General features: G+C 69.9%; 21 protein-coding genes. 9 read left to right on the top strand and 12 right to left on the bottom strand.

Annotated elements, in window-relative coordinates; all coding sequences use genetic code 11:
- Positions 1-19: 19 nt before the first annotated feature.
- Both AAHB17_RS06720 and AAHB17_RS06715 read left to right on the top strand, forming a co-directional pair.
- On the top strand, positions 20-799 hold the full coding sequence (locus AAHB17_RS06720) for a TOBE domain-containing protein (protein ID WP_342129736.1): 780 nt from the start codon (positions 20-22) through the stop codon (positions 797-799).
- A 76-nt stretch (positions 800-875) separates the two neighbouring features.
- Positions 876-1706 carry a TIGR00266 family protein gene (locus tag AAHB17_RS06715; RefSeq protein WP_342129735.1) on the top strand — a complete coding sequence of 277 codons (831 nt, stop codon included), beginning with the start codon at positions 876-878 and terminating at the stop codon, positions 1704-1706.
- Between the two features lie 13 nt (positions 1707-1719).
- On the opposite strand, the gene AAHB17_RS06710 is transcribed toward AAHB17_RS06715, so the two are convergent.
- From AAHB17_RS06710 to AAHB17_RS06690, 5 genes are read right to left on the bottom strand one after another with little or no spacing between them, the layout of a single operon-like run.
- Positions 1720-2727: an SLAC1 anion channel family protein gene (locus AAHB17_RS06710; protein ID WP_342129734.1), complete on the bottom strand. Its 1008-nt coding sequence runs from the start codon at positions 2725-2727 to the stop codon at positions 1720-1722.
- 14 nt (positions 2728-2741) lie between these two features.
- Positions 2742-4103: a TolC family protein gene (locus tag AAHB17_RS06705; RefSeq protein WP_342129733.1), complete on the bottom strand. Its 1362-nt coding sequence runs from the start codon at positions 4101-4103 to the stop codon at positions 2742-2744.
- 44 nt (positions 4104-4147) lie between these two features.
- Entirely contained in the window at positions 4148-4357 is a 210-nt protein-coding gene (locus tag AAHB17_RS06700; protein ID WP_342129732.1) for a YgaP family membrane protein, read from the bottom strand.
- Positions 4358-4395: 38 nt separating this feature from the next.
- On the bottom strand, positions 4396-7638 hold the full coding sequence (locus tag AAHB17_RS06695) for an efflux RND transporter permease subunit (protein ID WP_342129731.1): 3243 nt from the start codon (positions 7636-7638) through the stop codon (positions 4396-4398).
- A gap of 12 nt (positions 7639-7650) precedes the next feature.
- A complete protein-coding gene (locus tag AAHB17_RS06690) occupies positions 7651-8730 on the bottom strand; it encodes an efflux RND transporter periplasmic adaptor subunit (RefSeq protein WP_342129730.1) in 1080 nt (359 codons plus the stop codon).
- Positions 8731-8844: 114 nt separating this feature from the next.
- Here AAHB17_RS06690 and AAHB17_RS06685 point away from each other — a divergent pair, with 114 nt between their 5' ends.
- The 6 genes from AAHB17_RS06685 to nadC all read left to right on the top strand — a co-directional run bounded on the left by AAHB17_RS06685 (position 8845) and on the right by nadC (position 13901).
- Positions 8845-9213: an ArsR/SmtB family transcription factor gene (locus AAHB17_RS06685; protein ID WP_342129729.1), complete on the top strand. Its 369-nt coding sequence runs from the start codon at positions 8845-8847 to the stop codon at positions 9211-9213.
- 35 nt (positions 9214-9248) lie between these two features.
- Positions 9249-10133 (top strand): NUDIX hydrolase, encoded by an 885-nt coding sequence (locus AAHB17_RS06680; protein WP_342129728.1) that lies wholly within the window; start codon positions 9249-9251, stop codon positions 10131-10133.
- Between the two features lie 79 nt (positions 10134-10212).
- Positions 10213-11877, top strand: a complete 1665-nt coding sequence (locus AAHB17_RS06675) for a response regulator (RefSeq protein ID WP_342129727.1) — start codon at positions 10213-10215, stop codon at positions 11875-11877.
- Between the two features lie 62 nt (positions 11878-11939).
- A complete protein-coding gene (locus AAHB17_RS06670; RefSeq protein WP_342129726.1) occupies positions 11940-12800 on the top strand; it encodes a DUF2189 domain-containing protein in 861 nt (286 codons plus the stop codon).
- A complete protein-coding gene (locus AAHB17_RS06665) occupies positions 12800-13009 on the top strand; it encodes a DUF2788 domain-containing protein (protein WP_342129725.1) in 210 nt (69 codons plus the stop codon). The genes AAHB17_RS06670 and AAHB17_RS06665 overlap by 1 nt, the downstream gene beginning before the upstream one ends.
- A 28-nt stretch (positions 13010-13037) precedes the next feature.
- Positions 13038-13901, top strand: a complete 864-nt coding sequence (nadC, locus tag AAHB17_RS06660) for a carboxylating nicotinate-nucleotide diphosphorylase (protein ID WP_342129724.1) — start codon at positions 13038-13040, stop codon at positions 13899-13901.
- Positions 13902-14023: 122 nt separating this feature from the next.
- Here the strand turns inward: nadC and AAHB17_RS06655 are convergent, their stop codons facing one another.
- From AAHB17_RS06655 to AAHB17_RS06645, 3 genes are read right to left on the bottom strand one after another with little or no spacing between them, the layout of a single operon-like run.
- On the bottom strand, positions 14024-14788 hold the full coding sequence (locus AAHB17_RS06655) for a class II glutamine amidotransferase (RefSeq protein ID WP_342129723.1): 765 nt from the start codon (positions 14786-14788) through the stop codon (positions 14024-14026).
- Between the two features lie 2 nt (positions 14789-14790).
- Positions 14791-16275: a DHA2 family efflux MFS transporter permease subunit gene (locus AAHB17_RS06650; RefSeq protein ID WP_342129722.1), complete on the bottom strand. Its 1485-nt coding sequence runs from the start codon at positions 16273-16275 to the stop codon at positions 14791-14793.
- Positions 16272-16859, bottom strand: coding sequence for a DUF2799 domain-containing protein (locus tag AAHB17_RS06645; protein WP_342129721.1), 588 nt, complete (start codon positions 16857-16859; stop codon positions 16272-16274). Before AAHB17_RS06645 ends, AAHB17_RS06650 begins: the two co-directional genes overlap by 4 nt.
- A 129-nt stretch (positions 16860-16988) precedes the next feature.
- On the opposite strand from AAHB17_RS06645, the gene pyrF reads away from it, so the two are divergent.
- Positions 16989-17813: an orotidine-5'-phosphate decarboxylase gene (gene pyrF, locus AAHB17_RS06640; RefSeq protein WP_342129720.1), complete on the top strand. Its 825-nt coding sequence runs from the start codon at positions 16989-16991 to the stop codon at positions 17811-17813.
- 129 nt (positions 17814-17942) lie between these two features.
- On the opposite strand, the gene AAHB17_RS06635 is transcribed toward pyrF, so the two are convergent.
- Genes AAHB17_RS06635 through AAHB17_RS06620 form a run of 4 tightly spaced genes read right to left on the bottom strand, consistent with a single transcriptional unit; the run spans position 17943 to position 22587 of the window.
- Positions 17943-20327 carry a GspE/PulE family protein gene (locus AAHB17_RS06635; protein ID WP_342129719.1) on the bottom strand — a complete coding sequence of 795 codons (2385 nt, stop codon included), beginning with the start codon at positions 20325-20327 and terminating at the stop codon, positions 17943-17945.
- A 9-nt stretch (positions 20328-20336) separates the two neighbouring features.
- Complete coding sequence (locus AAHB17_RS06630; protein ID WP_342129718.1) at positions 20337-21116, bottom strand: 3',5'-cyclic-nucleotide phosphodiesterase; 780 nt, start codon at positions 21114-21116, stop codon at positions 20337-20339.
- 32 nt (positions 21117-21148) lie between these two features.
- Entirely contained in the window at positions 21149-21760 is a 612-nt protein-coding gene (locus AAHB17_RS06625) for an FHA domain-containing protein (protein ID WP_342129717.1), read from the bottom strand.
- Between the two features lie 38 nt (positions 21761-21798).
- Complete coding sequence (locus AAHB17_RS06620; RefSeq protein WP_342129716.1) at positions 21799-22587, bottom strand: Stp1/IreP family PP2C-type Ser/Thr phosphatase; 789 nt, start codon at positions 22585-22587, stop codon at positions 21799-21801.
- Positions 22588-22594: the final 7 nt, after the last annotated feature.

Here is a 22594-nt window from a genome sequence, read left to right as displayed (position 1 = left end):
GCGCCTAGTATAGACACCCATGACGGCACCCCCCCGCGTTCAACTGGCCCAGGCCCTGGGCGACCAGAGCACCGACAAGCGGATGGAGATCCTGCGCCTGGTGGGCGACAGCGGCTCCATCTCCGAGGCCGGCCGCCGCGCCGGTGTCAGCTACAAGGCCGCCTGGCAGGCGGTCGACACCCTGAGCAACCTGGCGGGCACCGACCTGGTGGAGCGCGCGGTGGGCGGCGCCGGGGGCGGTGGGGCGCGGCTGTCGGCGGCCGGCCGGCAGTTGTTGCACGCGGCGGACCGGATGGCCGCCGCGCGCCAACGGGTGCTGGCCGAGCTGGCGCAGGCCCCGGACGGGCAGGGCGCCCCGCCGGGCTGGGAAGCCCTGGGCCTGCGCACCAGCATGCGCAACCAGCTGCCCTGTGGGGTGGCCGCGTTGCGACCCGAGCGTGGCGCGGTCAGCGTGCGCCTGCTCACCCCCGACGGTGCGGCCCTGTGGTCGCGGGTCACGCGCGAAAGCGTCCAGCTGCTGGGCCTGGCCAAAGGCTTGGCGGTGCTGGCCTTGTTCAAGGCCACGGCGGTGGCCATCGTGCCGCGACCGGGTGATGCCCTGGCCGTGGACACCAACGTGCTGCCGGGCGAGGTCGTGCGCGTGGGGCGCGTCAGCGGTGGCGGCAGCGAGGTTGCGTTGCGCCTGCCCGGCGGTTTGCGGGTGGTGGGTTTTTGCGACGCTGGCGCGGCCTTGCGCGTGGGTGATGCGGCGTTCGCGCGGCTCGACGCCTCGGCGGTGGTGATCGCCTTGCGCGGCTGATCGGCGGCGGGCGGAAAACGCCGCACAATGCGGCGCAGGTGGCGGGCGGTCCGCCCATTTTCACAGGAGCACACAGATGGCCATGGACGTGATCGACTACCGCATCGTGGGCGATGACATGCAGTTGGTGGAGGTCGAGCTGGACCCGGGCGAGTCCGCCATCGGCGAGGCCGGCTCCATGCTCTACATGGAGGCCGGCATCGACATGGACACCGTGTTCGGCGACGGTTCCGCCCAGGAGGGCGGCCTGCTGGGCAAGCTGTTCGGCGCCGGCAAGCGCCTGATCACCGGCGAGTCGCTGTTCACCACGGTCTACCGCAACAGCGCGTCCGGCAAACGCAAGCTCGCGTTTGCCGCGCCCTACACCGGCAAGATCCTGCCCATGCCGCTGGACCAGTTGGGCGGTACGCTGATCTGCCAGAAAGACGCCTTCCTCTGCGCGGCCAAGGGGGTGAGCCTGGGCATCCACTTCCAGCGCAAGCTGGGCGTGGGGTTTTTTGGTGGCGAGGGCTTCATCATGCAGCGCTTGCAGGGCGATGGCCTGGCCTTTGTGCATGCGGGGGGCACCGTGATCGAGCGCCAGCTGGCGCCGGGCGAGACTCTGAGGGTGGACACCGGCTGTGTGGTCGCGCACACCGCCGACGTGTCCTTCGACATCCAGTACGTGGGCAAGATCAAGACCGCGCTGTTCGGCGGCGAAGGCCTGTTCCTCGCGCAGCTGCAGGGGCCCGGCCGGGTGTGGATTCAAAGCCTGCCCTTCTCGCGCCTGGCCTCGCGCATCTTTGCGGCCGCGCCCCAGCGCGGCGGCGCGCGCGAGGAGGGCTCGGTGCTGGGTGGCCTGGGTGCGGGTCTGCTGGGCGGCAGCCTGCTCGGCGGCCTCGGGGGCGACGGCGACAGCGGCGACTGAGTCTGGGCTGGGTTCAGCCGGCGGGCACGGCCACGTTGGCCGGGGCCGGCTCGGGCACCAGCAGGCTGCCCCGGCGCAGGCCCTGCACCGTGCCCAGGGCCAGGCCGGCGATGACGATGGAGGTCAGCGCCAGCAGCAGCAGGCCCAGCGTCCCGAAGGCCGGCGAAGCCCCCTCCGACAGGCGCAGCGTGAGCGCGGTGAAGGCGGCCAGCGGGAAGGACAGGCCCCAGAAGGCGATGGAAAAGGGCTGGGCCAGCACACGCTTGAGCACGCTGGCCGACCAGCAGAGGAAAAACAGACCCAGGCCCCACAGCGCCCAGCCCAACGGCGCGGGCGCACCCAATTGCAGCAGACCCAGGCCGATGACCGAGGGCGGCGCGATGGTGATGAACGTGGACGCCAGCATGCGCTCGGGCCACATGCCGATCTGGCCCAGGCGCACCACCAGCAGGGTCAGGGTGACCGGCCACAGGACCACGCCCACACCGAACTGCGCCGCCGCCCATGCGGGCATGCCCAGCGCCACGCCCGCCAGGGGTGTGAGCACGTTGCCGACGATGGGGATGAACAGCACCGGCGTGATACCGGCCCACACCATGCCACCCTCGCGATTGCCCTGGAGCCAGCGCGTCATCACCCACACGGTGACGCCAAAGTGGGCGACCGCGCCCAGCATCCACACCGCCTGCGCCAGCCGGGAGGGGCCGGCCAGCGTGGTGGCCACCGTGGCCAGCAGCAGCACCGAGGCCGGTACCGCCGCCACGAAGGCGTGGCGCACCGGGTGCCGCAGGTCCTCGGCCACGGCGTCGGGGTGGTGTTGCTGGCGCAGCAGCGACAGCACCCCCAGCAGCGCGAACACCCCCAGCGCCAGCACGCCCACGCCCAGGGCGATGGCGCCGGCCGCCTCCCCCATCGCAGGCACCGCGCGCGACCAGGCCAGCGACAGGCCACACAGGCCCATCACGGTGGCGAACCAGCCGGGCACGAGGTGTTGGAGCGGAGGTGACGGCGTGTGGGTCATGGCAGGAAGGTGCTTCAGTGGGGCGTCAGGGCCGCCTCGTCCAGTCCGCCGGCCAGGCTGAGCAGGCGCAGGCGTTCCAGAGTGAGGGTGCTTCGCCATTGTGTCAGCGCCAGGGCGGCGCCCGCGGCCTCGCTTTCGGCGTCGAGCAGCTCCAGCGTGGTGCGGTGGCCGACCTGGCGGCCCAGGCGGGTGGCGTCCAGCCGCGCGATGCTGGCGCGCTGAGCCGCCGCCAGCGCCTCCAGGCGGGCCTGCCCGGCGTCCAGCCGCAGCCACGTGGCGCGCGCCTGTTGGGTCAACTGCTGCTGGGAGCGGTCCAGCTCGGCCTGGGCCTGGGCCAGCTGACCACCCAGTTCCAGCGCACGCGCCGCGCGCTGGCCGCCGGTGTAGAGCGGCAGGTTGACCTGCACTCCCGCCATGTACTGGGTGCCCGACATCGCCGACGATCCGGAAGCCCCGCTGCCCGGGCCGTGACCGCTCAGGTGGTCGCGGCCGAGCTGGGCCACCAGGTCCACCGTGGCGCTGGCGCCACGGTCGGCCTTGCGCAGTTCCTGCTCGGCCTGGGCCACCGCCAAGGCCTGCTGGCGCAGCGACGGGTTGTGCCGCAGCACGCGGTCCAGCCAGCCGTCGAGCCCGCCCAGTGGCGCACCCGTGGTGTCGGTTGCCAGCGCGACCTTGTCCAGTTCGGCGTCGGGCCAGCCGGTGCTGTCGGCCAGGGCCCGGCGGGCGAGCTGCAGATCGACCTCGGCGGCCAGCACCCGCGCGCGCAGGCCTTGCGCCCGGGCCGTGGCCTCATGGGTGTCGGTGATGGGCTGGTCGCCGAGCTTGAACCGGTCCTGCGCCTCGACCAGGGCCTTGTCCACCGCCGCCTGTTGCTGGCGCAGCAGCTGCAAGGCGGCGGCTGCCAGTGCCACGGCGTGGTGGCGTTCTGCGGTCTTGAGCATCAGCTGCTGTTCGGTGGCCAGCCACACCAGATCGCCGGCTTCGCCCGCGAGTTCGAGCTGGCGGCCTTGCGCCTGGCGCTCGGGGCTGTAGATCGGCAGGCGTGCGCCCACGCTCCAGCGGTAGCCCAGGCCGGCGTCCACAGCACTGCGGAAGGACGCGCCCTCGACCTGGCCCAGGCCAGGCGCGCCGAAGCTGGCCCCGTCCATGCGGCTGTCTGCCCCCATGAGGCCGGCACTGGCGGTGGCGCCCACCGTGGGGCGCCACAAGGTCTGGGCCAGCTGGCGACGGGCCTGGCCGGTCTGGCGCGCGGCCTGGGCCACGGCCACGTCGGGGTCGTGTTGGCGCGCAGCCTGCCAGGCCTGCGCCAGCGTGCCGGCCGTGGCCAGCCCGCCCCAGGTCAGCAGCAGTGCTGCACCCAGTGTTTTGATGTGCATGAGCGGCTCCAGTTCAGGTGGCGCCGAAGTCGGCGCAGGGGGACTCAATCCGCGCGTTTCAGGCCGAGTTTGGCCAGGATGGATTCCATCAGGCACCATTTCGTCAGGCCACTCTGCAGCAGGTTGATGCCGACAAAGGCGGTGAAGGCCAGGAACCACTGGCTCACGAACAGCGGGCTGCCGGGGATGCCCAGGGCCAGTGAGAGGAGGATGAAGGTGCCGGCGATGACACGAACGGTTTGCCAGGTGGTCATGAGAGTGCTCCTAAAAAAGGCAGGTTGGAAAAAACGGATCAGGCCTGGGCCAGGGCCGCGTGTTGTTGGCGGTAGGCCGCGTAGTACAGCGTGGGGATCACCACCAGGGTGAGCACGGTGGAGACGAAGATGCCGAAGATCAGCGAGATGGCCAGGCCATTGAAGATCGGGTCGTCGAGGATGAAAAACGCGCCCGCCATGGCGGCCAGGCCCGTCAGCATGATGGGCTGGGCGCGGGTGATGGCGGACTGCACGATGGCGGTCTTGAAGGGCACGCCCTCGCGCAGCTGCAGGTGGATGAAGTCGACCAGCAGGATGGAGTTGCGCACGATGATGCCGGCGAGCGCGATCATGCCGATCATGCTGGTGGCGGTGTACTGCGACTGCAGCAGCGCGTGGCCGGGCATGACGCCAATGAGGGTCAGCGGGATGGGCGCCATGATGATCAGCGGCGTGAGGTAGCTGCCGAACTGCGCCACCACCAGCAGGTAGATCAGCACCAGGCCGACGGCGTAGGCGGCGCCCATGTCGCGGAAGGTCTCATAGGTCACCTGCCACTCGCCGTCCCATTTGATGGCGTAGCCGCGCCAGGGGTCGGTGGGCTGGCGGATGAAGAACTCCTGCAGCGTGCCGCCATCGGGCGTTTTCAGGCCGGCGATCTCGCTGCGCATCTGGAACATGCCATAGAGCGGGCTGTCGATCTGGCCGGCCATGTCGGCAACGACGAAGTTCACCGGCAGCAAGTCCTTGTGGTAGATCGGCTGCTCGCGCTCGCGCTCGCTGTCGCTGACGCTCACCAGCTCGCGGATCGGGACCAGCTTGCCCGCGCTGCTGCGCACGCCGAGCTGCAGCAGGGCGTCGAGGTCGCCGTGGCGTTCGGGCGGCAGCTGGATGTAGGCCGGCGCGGGGTACTTGCTGCCATCGTGCAGGTAGGTGCCGGCCTCGCCGGCGAGCCCGGCGCGCAGGGTGCTGACGATGGCGGCCTGGGGCACGCCCAGCAGACCGGCCTTGCGGCGGTCCACCACCAGCAGCTTGCGCGGCGCCGCGGCGATGCTGCTGTCGTCCACGTCCACCACGTTGGCGGTTTTCTCGAACACGGCGCGCACGGCCCGGGCCACAGCGCGGCGACCCTCGGCCTCGGGGCCATAGATCTCGGCCACGATGGGCGAGAGCACTGGCGGGCCAGGCGGCACCTCCACCACTTTCACGTTGGCGCCAAAACGCGCGCCGATCTTCTGCAGCTCGGGCCGCACGCGGGTGGCGATGGCGTGGCTCTGGGCCTGGCGCTGGTGTTTGTCGACCAGGTTGACCTGGATGTCGCCCACGGCGCCGCCCGAGCGCAGGTCGTACTGGCGCACCAGGCCGTTGAAGTTGATCGGTGCGGCGGTGCCGGCGTAGGCCTGGTAGTCGGTCACCTCGGGCACGGTGGCCAGGTGGGCACCGAGCTCGCGCAGGACGGCGGCGGTCTGTTCCACCGGGGTGCCTGCCGGCATGTCCACCACCACCTGGAACTCCGACTTGTTGTCGAAGGGCAGCATCTTGAGCAGCACCAGGCCGGTGGCCGGCAGCACCAGGGACAGGGCGATCAGGCCGGCGATGCCCAGGCCCAGGAACTTCCGGTTGCGGCCACCGCGCTGGTCGTCGAGCAGGGGTTTGAAGACACGCTCGAACAGCGGTGCCAGCTTGGCGCTGATGCCGCTGTGGACCGGCGCGGCCTGTGTGCCGTCGCTGCTCGGCAGGGCCTTCATCCACAGCCGCGACAGCCAGGGCGTGACGACAAAGGCGATGACCAGCGACAGCAGCATGCCCATGCTGGCGTTGATGGGGATGGGGCTCATGTAGGGGCCCATCAGGCCGCTCACAAAGGCCATGGGCAACAGGGCCGCGATCACGGTCAGCGTGGCCAGGATGGTGGGACCGCCCACCTCGTCCACCGCGCCGGGGATGATCTCGGCCAGGGTCTTGCCCGGAAACAGCTGCTGGTGGCGGTGGATGTTCTCCACCACCACGATGGCGTCGTCCACCAGGATGCCGATGGAGAAGATCAGCGCGAACAGCGAGACGCGGTTGAGCGTGAAGCCCCAGGCCCAGGAGGCGAACAGGGTGACGGTGAGCGTGAGGATGACGGCGGTGCCGACGATGGCGGCCTCGCGTTTGCCCAGGGCGATGAAGACCAGGGCGACCACCGAGGCGGTGGCGAACAGCAGCTTCTGGATCAGCTTCTGTGCCTTGTCGTTGGCGGTGGCGCCGTAGTTGCGTGTCTCGGCCACCTGCACCGTCTCGGGGATGACGGTGTTGCGCAGTTCGTCCACGCGCCGCATCACCGCGTTGGCGACGTCGATGGCGTTTTCACCCGGCTTCTTGGTGATGGCCAGGGTGACGGCGGCGTGTTCGCCACCGCCGGCCTGGGCCGAGAGGCCGTGCCAGACCAGCGAGGTGGCGGGCAGCGCGCCGTCCCGCACCTCGGCCACGTCCCTGAGGAACACCGGTTTGCCGTCGCGCACGGCCACCACCAGTTCGGCCACCTCGCTGGCGCGAGACAGGTACGGGCCGGCCTCGATGGCGACGCTGCGGTTGCCCCCCAGCAGCTCGCCCACCGGCAGACCCAGGTTGGCGGACTGCAGGGTCTGGCGCAGGTCCTGAACGGTGACACCGCTGCCTGCCATGCGGGCGGGATCGATCAACACCTGCACCGCGCGGCCGGGGCCGCCGATGCTGCGGATCTCGCGCGTGCCGGACACACGCTTGAGATCGGCCTCGATGCTGTGCGCCACGCGCTCCAGGTCGAAGCTGCTGCCGTCCGGGTCCTTGCTGTAGAGGGTGAGCGTGACGATGGGCACGTCGTCGATGCCCTTGGGCTTGATGATGGGGTCGAGCACGCCCAGGCCACGCGGCAGCCAGTCGGCGTTGGCGCGTATGGTGTCGTGCAGGCGCACCAGGGCCTCGGTGCGGGGCACGCCGACCTTGAACTGCACCGTCAGCACCGCCATGCCGGGGTGCGACACCGACATGATGTGTTCGACGCCGGCGATCTGCGACAGCACCTGCTCGCCGGGGATGGCGACCATCTGCTCGACATCGCGCACCGCCGCGCCAGGGAAGGGCACGATGACGTTGGCCATGGTCACGTTGATCTGCGGTTCTTCCTCGCGCGGCGTGACCAGCACGGCGAAGAAGCCCAGCAGCAGCGCCACCAGGGCCAGCAGGGGGGTGATCTGGGCGCTCTGGAACAGTGCCGCGATGCGGCCCGAGACGCCCAGGGGGGGAGGTGATGTCGTCATGGGTGCTCCTGTTCAGCGTGCGCGCGCGGCGGCCTGCGGATCGGTGGCCACGGCCTCGCCCTGGCTCACGCCGCTGAGCACCTCGACGCGGTCGCCCGTGGTCTGGCCCAGGCGCACCTGGCGCAGGCGCGCCCTGCCCTGGGCGTCCACCACGTAGACGCCCGTCATCTCGCTGCGGCGCAGCACCGCGCTGGCGGGCACGAACAGGCGTGGCGCCGCAGTGTTCGCGGGGCCGGCGGCGGGCAGCCACACACGTGCAAACATGCCGGGCGCCGCGCCCTTGAGCTGGGCCGGCAAGGCCACGCGCAGCTGTGCGGTGTGGGTGGCGGCGTCCACCGTGGGCAGCAGCTGCACCTGCTGGGCGGCTTGTGGGCCTTTGAGGTCGGCCAGGCCGGGCAGCTCGTAGCGCAGGCCCTGGAGGGCGCCGTTGCTGCCGACGCGCAGGCCGGCCAGCAGCGTCTGGGGCACGGCCGCCGTCACGCGCAGGGCCGAGGGGTCGTGCAGCGTGATCAGCGGACGGCCCGGCATGGCCATGTCGCCCAGCGTCACCGGCACCTCGCTCACCACACCGGCGTAGGGGGCGTTCAGCACAAAAAAGCCGGACTGGGTCTGCGCCGCGCGGGTCTGCGCCTGCAGCGCGTTGACCTGGGCCTGGGCCGCGCGGTACTGCGCCTGTGCGCGGTCCAGCGCGCCCTGGCTGATGTACTGCTTCTCGAACAGCTGCTTCTGGCGCTCGTACTCGGTGCCGGCCACGTTCAGCGCCGCTTGTGCCGCGTCCACCTGGGCGGCGCTGCCGGCCACGTTTTGCTGGGCCGCGCGGGCGTCGATGCGCAGCAGTTCCTGCCCGGCCTTGACGGTATCGCCGGCCTGGACCCGCAGCGCCACGATGGCGCCCGGCACCTGGGCCGACAGCGTGGTCTGGCGCACCGCCTCGACCACCGCGTCGAGCGAGACGGCCTCACCGCTTCCACCTTGCACCTGGACCGGCGCGGTCGCCAGCGGCACCGGCGTGGCCGCCAGGGCCTGCGGTGGCGTCAACAGCCAGGCCAGGGCCAGCAGGGCGGTGGGAACCGTCAGGGGAGGAGTGCGCATGGGGTGCTCCGTGGGCTGTGTTCGATTTAGCATCGATACATAATTGATTGCTTAATTGCGCAATGATACAATGAATGCCGGGCCTGCTGCAAGGCCTGCCACGAGGTTTCCCCGATGTTCAATGTTCAGCCCAGCGATGCCGCGTCCCCCAAGGCGCACCTGCCGCCCGAAGCGATTGCGGAGGTGGCGACCTATTTCCAGGCACTGTCCGAGCCCACGCGACTGCACCTGCTCAACTGGCTGCGCGAGGGCGAACACAACGTGGGCGAGCTGGCGCAGCGCTGTGGTTTTTCCGCCGCCAACATCTCGCGCCACCTGGCGGTGCTGATGCAGCAGGGCCTGGTGGCCCGCGAGGCACGGGGCACCAGCGTCTACTACCGCATCGCCGACGACACGGTCTATGCGCTGTGCGACCTGGTGTGTGGTCACATCAGCCGCCGCTTCGACCGCAGCGCCGCGCGCCGCAAAGCCTTCGGCGTCTGAAACCGCCCGGTCCGCACTGGGCCGACAATCGGGGCATGGCCCTCGACATCCACCTCACCGCCCTGGACGGCGCGCCCCTGCTTTCCGCCACCGTCATGCTCCTGCGCGATGCCCCGGAGGGGCTGGAGGTGCTGATGATGCGGCGCCATGGCGACTCGGCCGATCTGGGGGGCGTCTACGTGTTTCCGGGCGGCAAGCTGGACCCGCTGGACCTCGGCGCCCGGGCCGAGTGGCTGGACCGCGAGGCTTCGCTGCTGCAGGCCGAACTGGCCGAACCCGGCCTGGCCGTCGACACCGCGGTGGGTCTGTACCTTGCGGCGCTGCGCGAAACCCTGGAGGAATGTGGCCTGTTGCCCGGGGTGGTGCTCGCTGACGGCGTGGTGGCCGGCCTGCGCCAGCAGCTCGCGGCAGGCCAGCCGCTGGCCGCCTGCCTCTGGGCCCTGGGCCTGCGTGCGCCCACCACCAGCCTCGTACCCTGGTCGCGCTGGATCACGCCGCGCCTGGCCTCGGTCTCGCGCCGGCGCTTCGACACCCGTTTCTTCGTCGCCCGCGCGCCGGCCGGCCAGCAGGCCCGGCACGACGACCACGAGGCCACCGAAGCCGTCTGGCTGACGCCGCGCGAGGCCTTGCTGCGTTTCTGGGATGGCGCCATCGACCTGGCGCCGCCACAGATCATGTGCCTCATGGAGTTGGGGCAACACGGCGACGTCGACGCCGCCCTGCGGCTGGCCCGTGACCGTGGCCCGACGCTGGTGCAGCCCGAACCCTTTGACGATGAGGGGTCTCGCGTGATCTGCTACCCCGGCGACACGCGCCACAGCGTGCGTCAGCCGGCCTGGTCGGGGCCCACGCGGCTGGTCCACCGCAACGGCCGTTTCGAGCCCGAGGGCGGGCTGGCCGCCTTGCTGCCGCGCCCGTGAGCCGGGGCCTCTCGATTGCCTTCACGGGCCGGCGCGGGGTACAGTGCGCTCGACACAACAACCAGACGCGCCGGTTCCCATGAGCAAGCTGTCGCACGACTTCCGAGATGGCACGGCCCTGGTGGTGGATGGCAACCCGGTGTCGCGCTCCATCATGGTGTCGCAGCTGCGCGAGCTGGGCATACGCCAGGTGTCGCAGGCCTCGCGCATCGCCGACGCTCGGCGGCACCTCGAATTTCGCACCTTCGACGTGGTGGTCTGCGAGCAGCACTTTCCCAACGACAACGCGACCGGGCAGGACCTGCTCGACGACCTGCGCCGCAGCGGCCTGCTGCCCTTCGCCACCATCTTCGTGATGGTCACCGGCGAGGCGTCCTACTCCAAGGTGGCCGAGGCAGCCGAATCGGCGCTCGACTCCTACCTGCTCAAGCCCTACACCGCCGCCCAGCTGGACGACCGGCTGCGGCTGTCGCGTCGGCGCAAGGCCTCGCTGCAGGCGATTTTCTCGGCCATCGAAAAGCAAGCTTTCGCCGACGCCGCACGGCTGTGCATGGAGCGCTTCGACGCCAAGGGCGACTATTGGCTGTACGCCGCGCGGGTGGGGGCCGAGTTGCTGTTGCGGCTGGAGCAGTTCGACGGCGCGCGGCGCCTGTACGAAGCCGTCATCGAATCCAAGGCCGTGCCCTGGGCGCGCCTGGGCGTGGCCCGGGTGCAGCTCGAATCGGGCCAGGTGCAGACCGCCGCCACCACGCTGGAGGGCTTGATCAGCGCCGATCCCGGTTACGCCGACGCCTACGACGTGATGGGGCGCGCGCAGATCGAACTGGGCAACTTCGACAGCGCGCTGGTGTCCTACAAGATGGCCACCGACATGACGCCGGCGTCCATCGGTCGCCTGCAGCGCCTGGGCATGCTCGCCCATTACTGTGGCGACGCCAAGATGGCCGAGGACATGCTCTCGCGCGCCGTGCGCCTGGGCCTGGACTCCAAGATGTTCGACGCGCAGTCGCTGGTGCTGCTGGCCTACATGCGCCTGGCCAGCCAGGACCGCAAAGGCCTGCAGCGTTGCCTGGACGACCTGCGCAACATGGCCGACCGCTTCGACAAGTCGGTGCGCCTGCGGCGCCTGGTGCAGGTGGTCGAGGTGCTGATGCAGCTGCTGGACCACCAGACCGCGCGGGTGCTGGAGCTGGTGCGCGTCATGATGGCCACGGTGGGCGACGACAGCTTCGACTTCGAGGCCGCCTGCAATCTGTTGACCCTGCTGTCGCTGCTGGCGCAGCAGGCGATACAGATCGACGAGGTGGACGAGAACGTGCAGCGCATCGGCCTGCGTTTCTGCACCTCCAAGGCGCTGACCGAGCTGCTGGCCAAGGCGGCGACAGCGCACCCGCCCTACGCGGAACGCCTGTCGGAAACCCTCACCACGGTCCTGCACATGATCGAGAAGGCCATGCGTCAGAGCCTGGCCGGCAACCCGCGCGCGGCCGTGCTGGAGCTGCGTGACGACGCACTGCGGACGCAGAACGCCAAGGTCATCGAATCGGCCTGGGGCGTGCTCAAGCGCTACGAGGCCCGCATCGACGACGCGCCAGCGCTGGGAACCGAGATCCAGGGGCTGCGCATGCGCTATGCCTCGTTTGCCTCGCGCCCCGTCATTGGCGACAAGAACCTGCGCCAGTCGGGAGGCGTGAGCCTGCGCATGATGGACATCCCGGACAACGAAGCGCCGCCGGTGGGCTGAGAAGGTGTGAACGCCACAAGGGCCACGTTCGCGGGCGGCAAGGGGGATTGACTACACTCCCGATGTCCATCCCCGCCGCCATGAGCCACGCCACGCCCGCCTCCCATTCCCTGCCACCCGTGCGGCGCCTCGACGTGCTGCACCCCTTGCGCTGGCTGGCCCTCGGCTGGCGCGACATGGCACGCGCCGGTGTCATCAGCTTTGCCCACGGGCTGGCCCTGAGCCTGTTCGGCGCACTCATCATGCTGGTGGCGCGCGACCGGTTCTGGCTCATGGCCGGCGCCCTGTCGGGCTTCATGGTCGTGGCCCCCGTGCTGGCCACCAGCCTGTACGCGCTGAGCCGGGCCATCGAACGAGGTGAACCCACCGGCTGGCCGGTGGTGGTGCGCACCTGGCTGAGCTGGCAGCGCAGCCACCAGGACAAGCTGGGCAACGACTACTGGTGCCTGGTGCAGTTCGGCTCCCTGTTGGCCCTCGCCGCCACCGGCTGGGTGCTGACCTCGGCCGCCCTGATCACCTTGCTGGCGCCGGTGCCCATCCACACGCCGCTGGACTTCGTCCGCCACGTTGTGCTGGACGATGGCGGCTGGCTGTTCGAAGCCTGGCTGGCCCTGGGCGGCCTCATGGCGGCGCCCATCTTCGCCTCCAGCGTGGTGGCCATGCCCTTGCTGCTGGACCGGCGCGTGGGCCTGCGCCAGGCGGTGCTGACCAGTTGGCAATGTGTGCTCGTCAACCCACTGCCCATGGCCTTGTGGGCGGGCCTCATCATGGGCTTCACCCTGCTGGGCCTGGCCTCGCTGCTGCTGGGCCTCATCGCGGTCATGCCCATGCTGGGCCACGCCAGCTGGCACGCCTACCGCGACCTGGTGGACGTGTCGGGGCTGCCCTCGCGCGACGCCGCCGCCCGCGAAGGTGCACGCTGATGTTCGGCTACACCGAGGCGCAGATCGCCAGCTTCGGCCTCACCTTCGGGGTGGGCGCCTTCATGCTCTACATGCTGTTCATCATTGCGCAGCTGGCGTGGGAGTCCAAGGCCGGCAAGTTCGGCACCTTCGTGCTCTTTCTGGGTCTGGCCTTCGGCATGGTGGGGTTTGCCGCCAAGTTCGTCATCCAGTGGGTGCTCGAGCGCTGATTTCTTTTTCCTTTAGCTGAGTTTTGTCATGACTTCTACCACCGACACCGACCTCGCTTCCGCCGTCGCCGAGAACGTGGACCGCGCCCTCGCCGAGGACGTGGGCTCCGGCGACCTGACCGCTGGCCTCATCGACCCCGCTACCCAGGCCGTCGCCACCATCATCTGCCGCGAGGCGGCCGTGATCTGTGGCCAGCCCTGGGTCGCCGAGGTGCTGCGCCGCGTCGCGCCCTCGGCCCGGGCCCAGTGGTTCGTGCCCGAAGGCGGCCGCTGCGAGCCCAACCAGAAGATCGTCCAGATCAGCGGCAGCGCGCGCGAGCTGCTGACCGCCGAGCGCACCTGCCTGAACTTCCTGCAGACCCTGAGTGCCGTGGCCACCAAGACCGCGCAGTTCGTGGCTCAGGTGCAGGGCACCAACGCCGCCATCGTCGACCTGCGCAAGACGCTGCCGGGCCTGCGCGTGGCCCAGAAGTACGCGGTGCGCTGCGGCGGCGGCAAGAACCACCGCATGGGCCTGTTCGACGCCGTGCTGATCAAGGAAAACCACATCGCCGCCGCCGGTGGCCTGCGCCAGGCCGTGGAGGCCGCGCGCCGCGTGGCCGACCGCGCCAGCTTCATCCAGGTCGAGGTCGAGACCCTGGCCCAGCTGCAGGCGGCGCTGGACATCGGCGTCAACATGCTGCTGCTGGACAACATGCCGCTGGAACGCATCCGCGAGGCGGTGCGCATCACCGCCGGCCGCGCCAGCCTGGAGGCCTCGGGCGGCGTCAGCCTGGAGAGCGTGCGCGCCCTGGCCGAGACCGGCGTGGACCGCATCTCGGTCGGCACCCTGACCAAGGACGTGAAGGCGATCGATTTCTCGATGCGCTTCAGCGACAAGCCGGTGGAGTGAGTCTGACCCGGGAACACCGCAGATCCGGCTCTGCCGGTGTTGCCCCCTTGAGAGGGGGATGTGGCCACAGGCGGTCTCGCCCAAGGGCGATCCCGGGGCAGTGGGCAAGCGACGGGGGGTCTTCAGCCCTGCGGCAACCCGTCGACAAACACCTTGAGCTCGCCGGGCTGGAACGCCGTCCACTGCTCGTTGGTGGTCAAGGGTGTGGTCACGATGACGGCCGCGCGGTCGCCGGGCTGGTTGACCTCGGCGAAGTTCACCGTCCAGTCGTGGTCGGCCAGGGTGGCCTGGGCGAAGGGGTGCTGGCGCACCAGGTAGTGCAGGTTGGTGGAGCAATGCGCCCACAGGGCCTCGCCATTGGAGAGCAGGAAGTTGAAGTTGCCGAAGCGTGCCACCTGAGGCACGAGCTCGCGCAGGGTCAGTGTCAGCTCGGCCACGCTGGGGGTGCCGGCATGCGACTTGGCCAGCTCCTGCATCAGCCAGCAGAAGGCGCGCTCGCTGTCGGTGCTGCCCACCGGCAGGTAATGGGTGTGCAGGCGCGGGAAGTAGTCCTTGAGGTCGCCGTTGTGGGCGAACACCCAGTGCCGGCCCCACAGTTCGCGCACGAAGGGGTGGGCGTTTTCCAGGACGACCTCGCCGATGGTGGCCTTGCGCACGTGGGCAATGATGTTCTTGCTCTTGAGCGGGTAGGTCTGCAGGAAGCTGGCCATGCGCGAGTTGGCCGCGCTTTCGTGGTCGACGAAGTGCCGCAGGCCCCGGCCTTCGAAGAAGGCGATGCCCCAGCCGTCGGCGTGTTCGCCGGTGTTGCCGCCGCGCTGGCAGAAGCCGGTGAAGCTGAAGGTGGCGTCGGTGGGTGTCGCGCAGTTGAGTCCGAGCAGTTGGCACATGGTCAATTCCCTGAAGCCTTGGGTCGCAGCCGCCAGGCCGCCAGCATGGCCAGCGCGCAGGCCGCGGCCAGCATCAAGAATACATCGTTGAAGGCGTCCAGCCGCGCGGCGCCGTGCTGGGCGTCGTGCAGCGCCACGCCGTGGGCCGACAGCCGCCATTGCAGTGCCACCCCGCACAGGCTGACGCCGGCCGCGCCGCCCAGCATGCGCACGAAGCTGATGGTGCTGGAGCCTTGCGAGATGGTGGCGTGGGGCAGGCCACGCATGGCGCCCAGGTTGAGCGAGGGCAGGATGAAGCCCAGCCCGACGCGGCCCAGCACCGAAAACACGATCAGCCAGTGCACCGGCGCTTGCAGACCCAGGGTGATCATCAACGCGAAGGAGGCCGCCAGCATGAGCAGCCCGGCGCTCACCAGGCGGTGGGCCGGCTGGTGGTCGGCCAGGTGACCCACCGTGGGGATGGTCACGGCCAGGGCGATGCCGGCCGGCAGCAGGATGCTGCCCACGAAGGAGGGCGACAGCCCCAGCGCAATCTGCATGTAGACCGGCAGCAGGTAGGTGGAGCCGAACAGCGCCGCGCCGTAGATGCCCGACACCAGGCAGCCCATGGCGAACTGCTGGTGGCGGAACAGGCGCAGGTCCATCAGCGGCTGGGTACCGGCGCCGCCGCCCCCGCCGCGCCGCTGCAGCCGCCGCTGCCAGGCCAGAAAGGCCAGGAGCAGCACGCCGGCCGCGCCCAGCAGCGTGGCCGCCCAGGCCGGATGCGGGCCTTGCAGCTCGACCAGACCATTGAGCAGGCAGACCGTGCCCACCGTGGCCATGGCCAGGCCCAGCCAGTCGATGGCGCTGCTGTCCTGGCCGGCCGCCACACCGCCCGGCGCGCCCGTGGGCACGTAGCGCCGCGCCAGCCACAGCGAGGCCAGGCAGAAGGGCACGACCATGAAAAAGATGGAACGCCAGCCGAACAGGTCCACCAGCACGCCGCCCAGGCTGGGCCCCAGGGCCGGCGCCAGCACCACCCCGGTGCCGAACAAGCCGCTGGCGCGGCCCTGCTCGTGCGGCTGGAAGGCGCGCAGGATGATGATGGCCGGGATGGGCTGCACCACACCGGCGGCCAGGCCTTCGAGCACGCGCGCCAGCAGCACCAGCGGGTAGTCGTTGGCCAGCCCGCCGAGCACGCCGCCGCCCAGCAGCAGCCACATGCAGCCGTTGTAGACCCCCCGGTAGCCAAAGCGCGACAGCAGCCAGGGCGTGGTGAGCATGGAGGTGGTCGACGCCGCCATGAAGCCGGAGGTCACCCACTGCGCGCGGTCCTGGCCGAGCACGAAATGGCGGCTGAGGTCGGGGATGGCGACGTTGACGATGGTGGACGACATCACCGAGGCCACCGTGCCCACCATCACCGCCAGCAAGAGCAGCCAGCGGTAGCGTGCGCCGTGCTGCGCCTGCAACGCGGCCAGCGAGCCGGGAGCTGGGGTCTGGTTCATCGGATCAAGACCCCCTGACGCCAGTCCTGCATCAGCCGGTCGACCCGGCGCTCCTGGTCGTTCAGGTCGTCGCGCAGCCGGTCGCGGCGGCGGTCCAGCTCGCGGATGGCCTGGCGGATGCGGCTGCGTTCGCGGTCGCTCAGGCCACTCTGGCGCAGGCTGCGTTCGTGCTGATCGATCTCGTTGTCCACGCCGTCGACGGCCGAGCGCAGGCGCCAGACCTCGTAGGTGGCGGCATGGAAGCGGCGGAAGGCCGGGTCGATCTGGGGCGGGCAGACGCCGAGGTAGGCCTGGCCGGCGCGGCCCACCCGCAGGGCGTTGTCGAGCTGGCAGTAGCTCTGCAGCCCTTCGGAGCGGCCCAGCCAGTAGCGGTCGGCGTTGGGCGTGACGCCGTGTTCGGCGCAGGCCTTGCGGTGTTCGTCGAGCCGGTCCATGGCGCGGCCTTGCCGGCCGTCCGCCTGGCCGATGGCGCGCCAGTCGGCGCTGCGGCATTCCTGCTCGTTGAGGGTGGCGCAGCCACTGAGCAGCAGGCCGGCCACGCAGGTGGCCACCAGGGCCAGGCGGGGCGTGAGGTGTGGGGACATGGTCGGTTCCTTTCGGCCGTGGTGCCGACGGCCGGTAGGGCGCATCGTCGGAATCGGGGCGGTGGGGCTTCGACCATATCAAAACCGGCGGCCCACCACGGCGCCGAGGCCCCTCCCTACAATATTGGCATGAACTTCACCGACATGCTGCGCGTTGCCGGCCAGCAGAACCAGTCCATGCTGTGTGTGGGCCTGGACCCGGAGCCGGCCCGTTTTCCCCATGCCTGGCGCGGTGACGCCCAGCGCATCTACGACTTTTGCGCCGCCATCGTGGACGCCACCGCCGACCTGGTGGTCGCCTTCAAGCCCCAGATCGCCTACTTCGCCGCCCACCGCGCCGAGGAGCAGCTCGAACGCCTGATGGCCCACATGCGGGTGCAGGCGCCCCAGGTGCCCATCATCCTGGACGCCAAGCGCGGCGACATCGGCAGCACCGCCGAGCAGTACGCGCGCGAGGCCTTCGAGCGCTACGGTGCCGACGCCGTGACGCTCTCGCCTTTCATGGGTTTCGACTCGGTCCAGCCTTACCTGCAGTACCCGGGCAAGGGCGCCTTCCTGCTGTGCCGCACCTCCAACCCCGGGGGCGACGACCTGCAGAACCAGCGCCTGGCCAGCATCGACGGCCAGCCGCTGCTGTACGAACACGTGGCACGCCTGGCCCAGGGCCCGTGGAACCTCAACGGCCAGCTTGGCCTGGTGGTGGGCGCCACCTACCCGGCCGAAATCGAGCGTGTGCGCGCCATCGCGCCCACCGTGCCGCTGCTGATCCCGGGGGTGGGAGCGCAGGGCGGTGACGCGCTGGCCACGGTGCGCGCCGGCTGGCGGCCCGACGGCCCCATCATCGTCAACTCCTCGCGCGCCATCCTGTATGCGTCGGCCGGCGAGGACTTCGCCCAGGCCGCGCGCCGCGAGGCCATCAAGACGCGCGACCTGCTGCAGGCCGCGCGGCCTTGATCCAAGGGCACCGCGTGGGGGGCGAAGGCCGCCGCGCCGGGCCGCCCCAAGCAAGGCCGGCCCCCTTGGGGGGCAGCGACCCGCGCAGCGGCCGAACCCGAAGGGTGCGGAACGCAAGGGGGCCTCAGTTCACTTGATGCAGACGGACCGCACCTGCTTCAGGTCGGTCAGGCCCATCAAGACCTTTTCCATGCCGTCCATCTTGAGGGTGTGCATGCCGCTGGCCAGGGCCGCGGTCAGCAGATCGGCCACACGGGCGCGCTCCTGCACCAGGCGCTTGACGGTGTCGTCGGCGACCAGCAGTTCGTGCAGGCCGACCCGGCCCTTGTAGCCGCTGCCGTTGCAGCGTTCGCATCCCACGGCGTGGTGCATGCGCAGCCGCCCATCGGCACCCCCGTATTCGGCCCGCCAGCGTGCCAGCAGGCGTTGCTCGGCCGCCGGCGCGTCGTCGCGCCACTCGGGCGTGTGGCGCAGGTCCAGTGAAAATTCCTGCACGAAGGCCCGCAGCTCGTCGTCGTCGGGTTCGTGGACCTGCTTGCAGTCGCACAGGCGCTTGGCCAGGCGCTGCGCCAGGATGCCCAGCAGGGCATCGGCGAAATTGAACGGGTCCATGCCCATGTCGAGCAGGCGCACCACCGATTCGGGGGCCGAGTTGGTGTGCAGCGTGGAGAACACCAGGTGCCCGGTTAGCGAGGCCTCGATGCCCATGGACACGGTTTCCAGGTCGCGCGACTCACCGACCATGATGATGTCGGGGTCGGCACGCAGGAAGGCACGCATCACCAGCGCGAAATCGATGCCGGCCTTTTTGTTGACCTGTACCTGGCGCAGGCCCTTCTGGGTGATCTCGACCGGGTCCTCGGCGGTCCAGATCTTGGTCTCGGGCGTGTTCAGGTGCTTGAGGATGGAGTGCAGCGTGGTCGTCTTGCCCGAGCCGGTGGGGCCGCAGACGTAGAACAGGCCGTAGGGCTGCTCGATGGTGGGGATCAGGCGGTCTTGGTTGTGCCGGGTCAGGCCCAGCCGTTCCAGCGGGATCGGGTCGCCCGCGGCCAGGATGCGCATGACCACGTCCTCGACGCCACCGGCCGAGGGCAGGGTGGCGACACGAAGCTCGATGTCCAGCGGGCCGAAGCGCTTGAACTTGATCTTGCCGTCCTGTGGCTTGCGGCGCTCGGAGATGTCGAGGTCGCACATGATCTTGAGCCGCGTGACCATGGCTGCCCGGTACTGCGCCGGCACCTCGGTGTAGGGCGTGAGCGTGCCGTCGATGCGAAAGCGGATGCCGGTCTTGGCCTTGCCGGGCAAGGGTTCGATGTGGATGTCGGAGGCGCCCTGGCGGTGGGCGTCGACGATGATCTTGTTGACGAACTTGACCAGTTCGTTGTCTGCCGCCGCCGATACCGCGCTGTCGTCCTCGTCGCCCTCGGACTCGCCGGCGGGCAACATGTCGGCCAGCATGTCGTCGATGGAGCCGCCGCTGTCGGCGCCGTAGAGCTGGTTCAGCGTCTGGAGGAACTCGGCCTGCGTGGTGACCATGTACCGGATGCGGCCGGCCCGGGGAAAGATCTGCGGCACCATGCGGGCGCTGCGGGTGGCTTCCGGGTCCAGGCACATCACGGCCAGTCCGTCGGGGCCGTCTTCCAGCGGCAGCCAGCGTTGTTCGATGATGAATTCGCGCTTGAGCGGCGCGTGCAGCGCCTCGATGCGCAGCCGGTTGGCCTGGAACGGGGCGTGAGGCACGCCAAAAAAGTGCGACAGGGCCGCGCCGATCTGCGCCGCGCCGATGCCGTGGCTCTGTTGCAGCACCTGCTCCACGCCCTGGCCTTGGGCGCGCGCGGTGTGCACCGCCTGCGCCAGCTGGTCCAGGCTCAGCAGGCCGGCCTGCACCAGCCCGTCGTAGCGGGGTGCCACGTGGTGGGCAGGGGTGGGCGTTGGCGGGGCCGTCACCGGGGCGGGTGGCGACGGCGGGTCGCGGCGCTTGCGCAAGGCGATGGCCAGCGTCTCGCAGAGCTGGCCGGCCCCTTCGACCTCCATGGCGCCAAAAGGCCGGTCGTCGCGGTTGTTGATCAGCTGCAGCACGCCGTGCAGTTCGCCCTCGTCCTCGATCGGTACCACCAGCATCTGCTTGCTGCGGTACCCCGTGCGGCGGTCGACCTCGCTCAGGAAACTGAGTTCTGGCGAGATCGCCAGCAGCTCCTGGGTGTCGTTGACGTCGGCGATGTTCAGGCGCTGCCGGTACTGGGCCACAAAGCCGGCGATGCTGCGCCCGTTGATGGGCAGCTTGAGGTCGCGGCTGGTGTTCAGCCCGGTCTTCACGCGCGAGACGATGGACTGGCCGTCGGGGCTGACGGCGTACAGCGTGAGCCGGTCGGCGTTGAACAGCCGGCAGATGTCGACGCTGGCGTCAAGCATGATCTGCTCGACGCGGTCGGTGTTGTGGATGCGGTTGCTGACCTGCTGCAGATGGCGCAGGAACAGCGCCTCCAGCGTGTGGGTGGGGGCGGTGCTTGCCATGGGCTGGGTCTACAGCTGGAAGACCTGGCCGACGGTCAGCCAGTGCAGGTCGTGGCGGTGGGCGAGGTCCAGCGCCTCGACCTCGGCAAAAATGGCCTCGGTCTCGGCGGGCTTGGTGTGGGTGATGTAGATCGGGTAGCGGCCTTCGGGCCGGTAGCGGATCTGCGCCAGTTCCTCGGCCAGTGTCTGCGGCGCCAGGTGCAGCGCGCGTTTGGCCAGCACCGCCTCGCGTTGGCTGAAGGCGGTCTCGATCACCAGCATGGCCACCGGCAGCTGATTGACCCGCTGCCAGAACAGGGGGTTGCGCTCGGTGTCGCCGCTGAACACCCACTGCCCGCGTTCGCCGGTGATGGCGTAGCCCACCGCCGGCACGGTGTGCACGGCGGGCAGCACCTCCACCGACTTGCCGGCCACGCTGAGCTGCTGGCCGACCTCGATGGCCTGGAAACGCACGAAGGGCGCCTCGGGGCTGGGGATGACGCTGAAATCGGGCCAGATCAGGTGGTTGAACACATGCGCCTTGAGCGCCTGTATGGTGGGTGCCAGCGCGTGCACCGTGAGGGCCTGCGAGCGCTCGCCCGCCACCGCATCCAGCATCAGCGGCAGCGCGGCGATGTGGTCCAGGTGCGAGTGCGTCAGCAGCACATGGTCGATGCGGCGAAGCTCGTCCAGCGTGAGGTCGCCCACGCCGGTGCCGGCGTCCACCAGCAGGTCGTCGTCGACCAGGAAGGAGGTGGTCCGGCAGTCCTTGCCGATCGCGCCAGAGCAGCCCAGAACTCGGATGTGCATCGTGTGGCGCGCCTTGGGTGGGGTGGGTGGGTTCAGTGCAGGCGAAAGCGCATGCGGGTGCCGGCCAGTTCGATGACGTCGCCGGACTTGAGCGTGATCGGTTCGTGCCCCACCGGTTCGCCGTTGAGCGTGGGCACCGCCTCGCCGTCGACCAGGGCCAGGGCGTAGCCGTGGTTGCGGCGCGTGATGGAGGCCACCGCCACGCCGGGTTTGCCCAGGGTGGTCACCACCTTGGTCACCGGCACCTCGCGCCCGGCGGCCGGGCCGCTGAGCACCTCGATGGTGGCGGCCGGAGCCTCGTGGGCGCCATCGCCCGCTGGTTTGGTGTGGAGGGTGGCCGCCGCCGGCGTTTCCTGGGTTTCGCCCACGAAGCGGATCTTGTACTTGCCGATCTCGATCTGGTCCCCGTTGGCCAGCGCATGTCGGCGCACCGCCTTGCCGTTGACGTAGGTGCCGTTGGTGCTGTTGAGGTCCTCGATCAGCGTCTGTTCACCCTCGATCACGAAGGCCGCGTGCTCGCCGCTGACGGCCAGGTTGTCGATCACCAGATCGTTGTAGGGGCGACGCCCCAGCGTGGTCCGCTCCTTGGTGAGCTGGACCTCCTTGATCACGACACCGTCTATCGAGACGACCATCTTCGGCATGAAGCGCTCCAAAGGGTTCCGCAGGCGGGGCGGCCGGCTCAGTGTCCCCACAAGCGGGACAACAGGCCGCGCTTGTGGCCGCCCGCTGCGCGCACCAGAATGACCGAGATATTATCCTTGCCGCCCGCTTCATTGGCGGCATCAATCAGATTGCGTCCCAGTTGCGCCAGGCTGTCCTGCATTGTGTGGTGGCGCAAGCACACCATCAGGCCCTCGTGGCGCAGCATGTCGGTCAGGCCGTCGGAACACAGCAGGAACAGATCGCCCGGCAACACCGCATGGTCGCCGACGTCGAGCGTGACTTCTTCTTCCACCCCCAGGGCCCGCGTTACCAGGTTGCGGTGGGGCGCGTTTTCGGCCTGTTGCGGGCTGAGCATGCCGGCGTCCACCTGCTCCTGCAGCAAGGAATGGTCGCGGGTGAGCAGGTCGAGCCGCCCTTCGCGCCAGCGGTAGCAGCGCGAATCCCCGACGTGGCCGACCAGCGCCCGTGTGCCGGAAAACACCGCCATCACCAGGGTGGTGCCCATGCCGGTGAACTGGCTGTTGTCGATGGAGGCCTGGTAGACGGCCTGGTTGGCGCGGTCGACGCTGAGCCGCATGGCCAGGCCGATCTCACGCGGGCTGGCCTGGTGGTGTGCCAGCAGCCAACCGCCCAGGGCCGTGGTCACGGCGCCGGTGGCCATGGCGCTGGCGACTTCGCCGGCCTGGTAGCCGCCCATGCCGTCGGCCAGCACGGCCAGGCCCAGCTCCGGCTCACAGCCGACGGTGTCTTCGTTGTTGCTGCGCAGCCGCCCGGTGTCGGTGAGGCTGAAGAACTCATACACCATGGCGCGT

Origin of the sequence: Hydrogenophaga sp. OTU3427 (assembly GCF_038440225.1) — a bacterium.
Taxonomy (GTDB): Bacteria; Pseudomonadota; Gammaproteobacteria; order Burkholderiales; family Burkholderiaceae_C; genus Hydrogenophaga.
The sequence above is the reverse complement of the archived record's forward strand: the minus strand, read 5'-3'. Positions and strand labels throughout refer to the sequence as shown.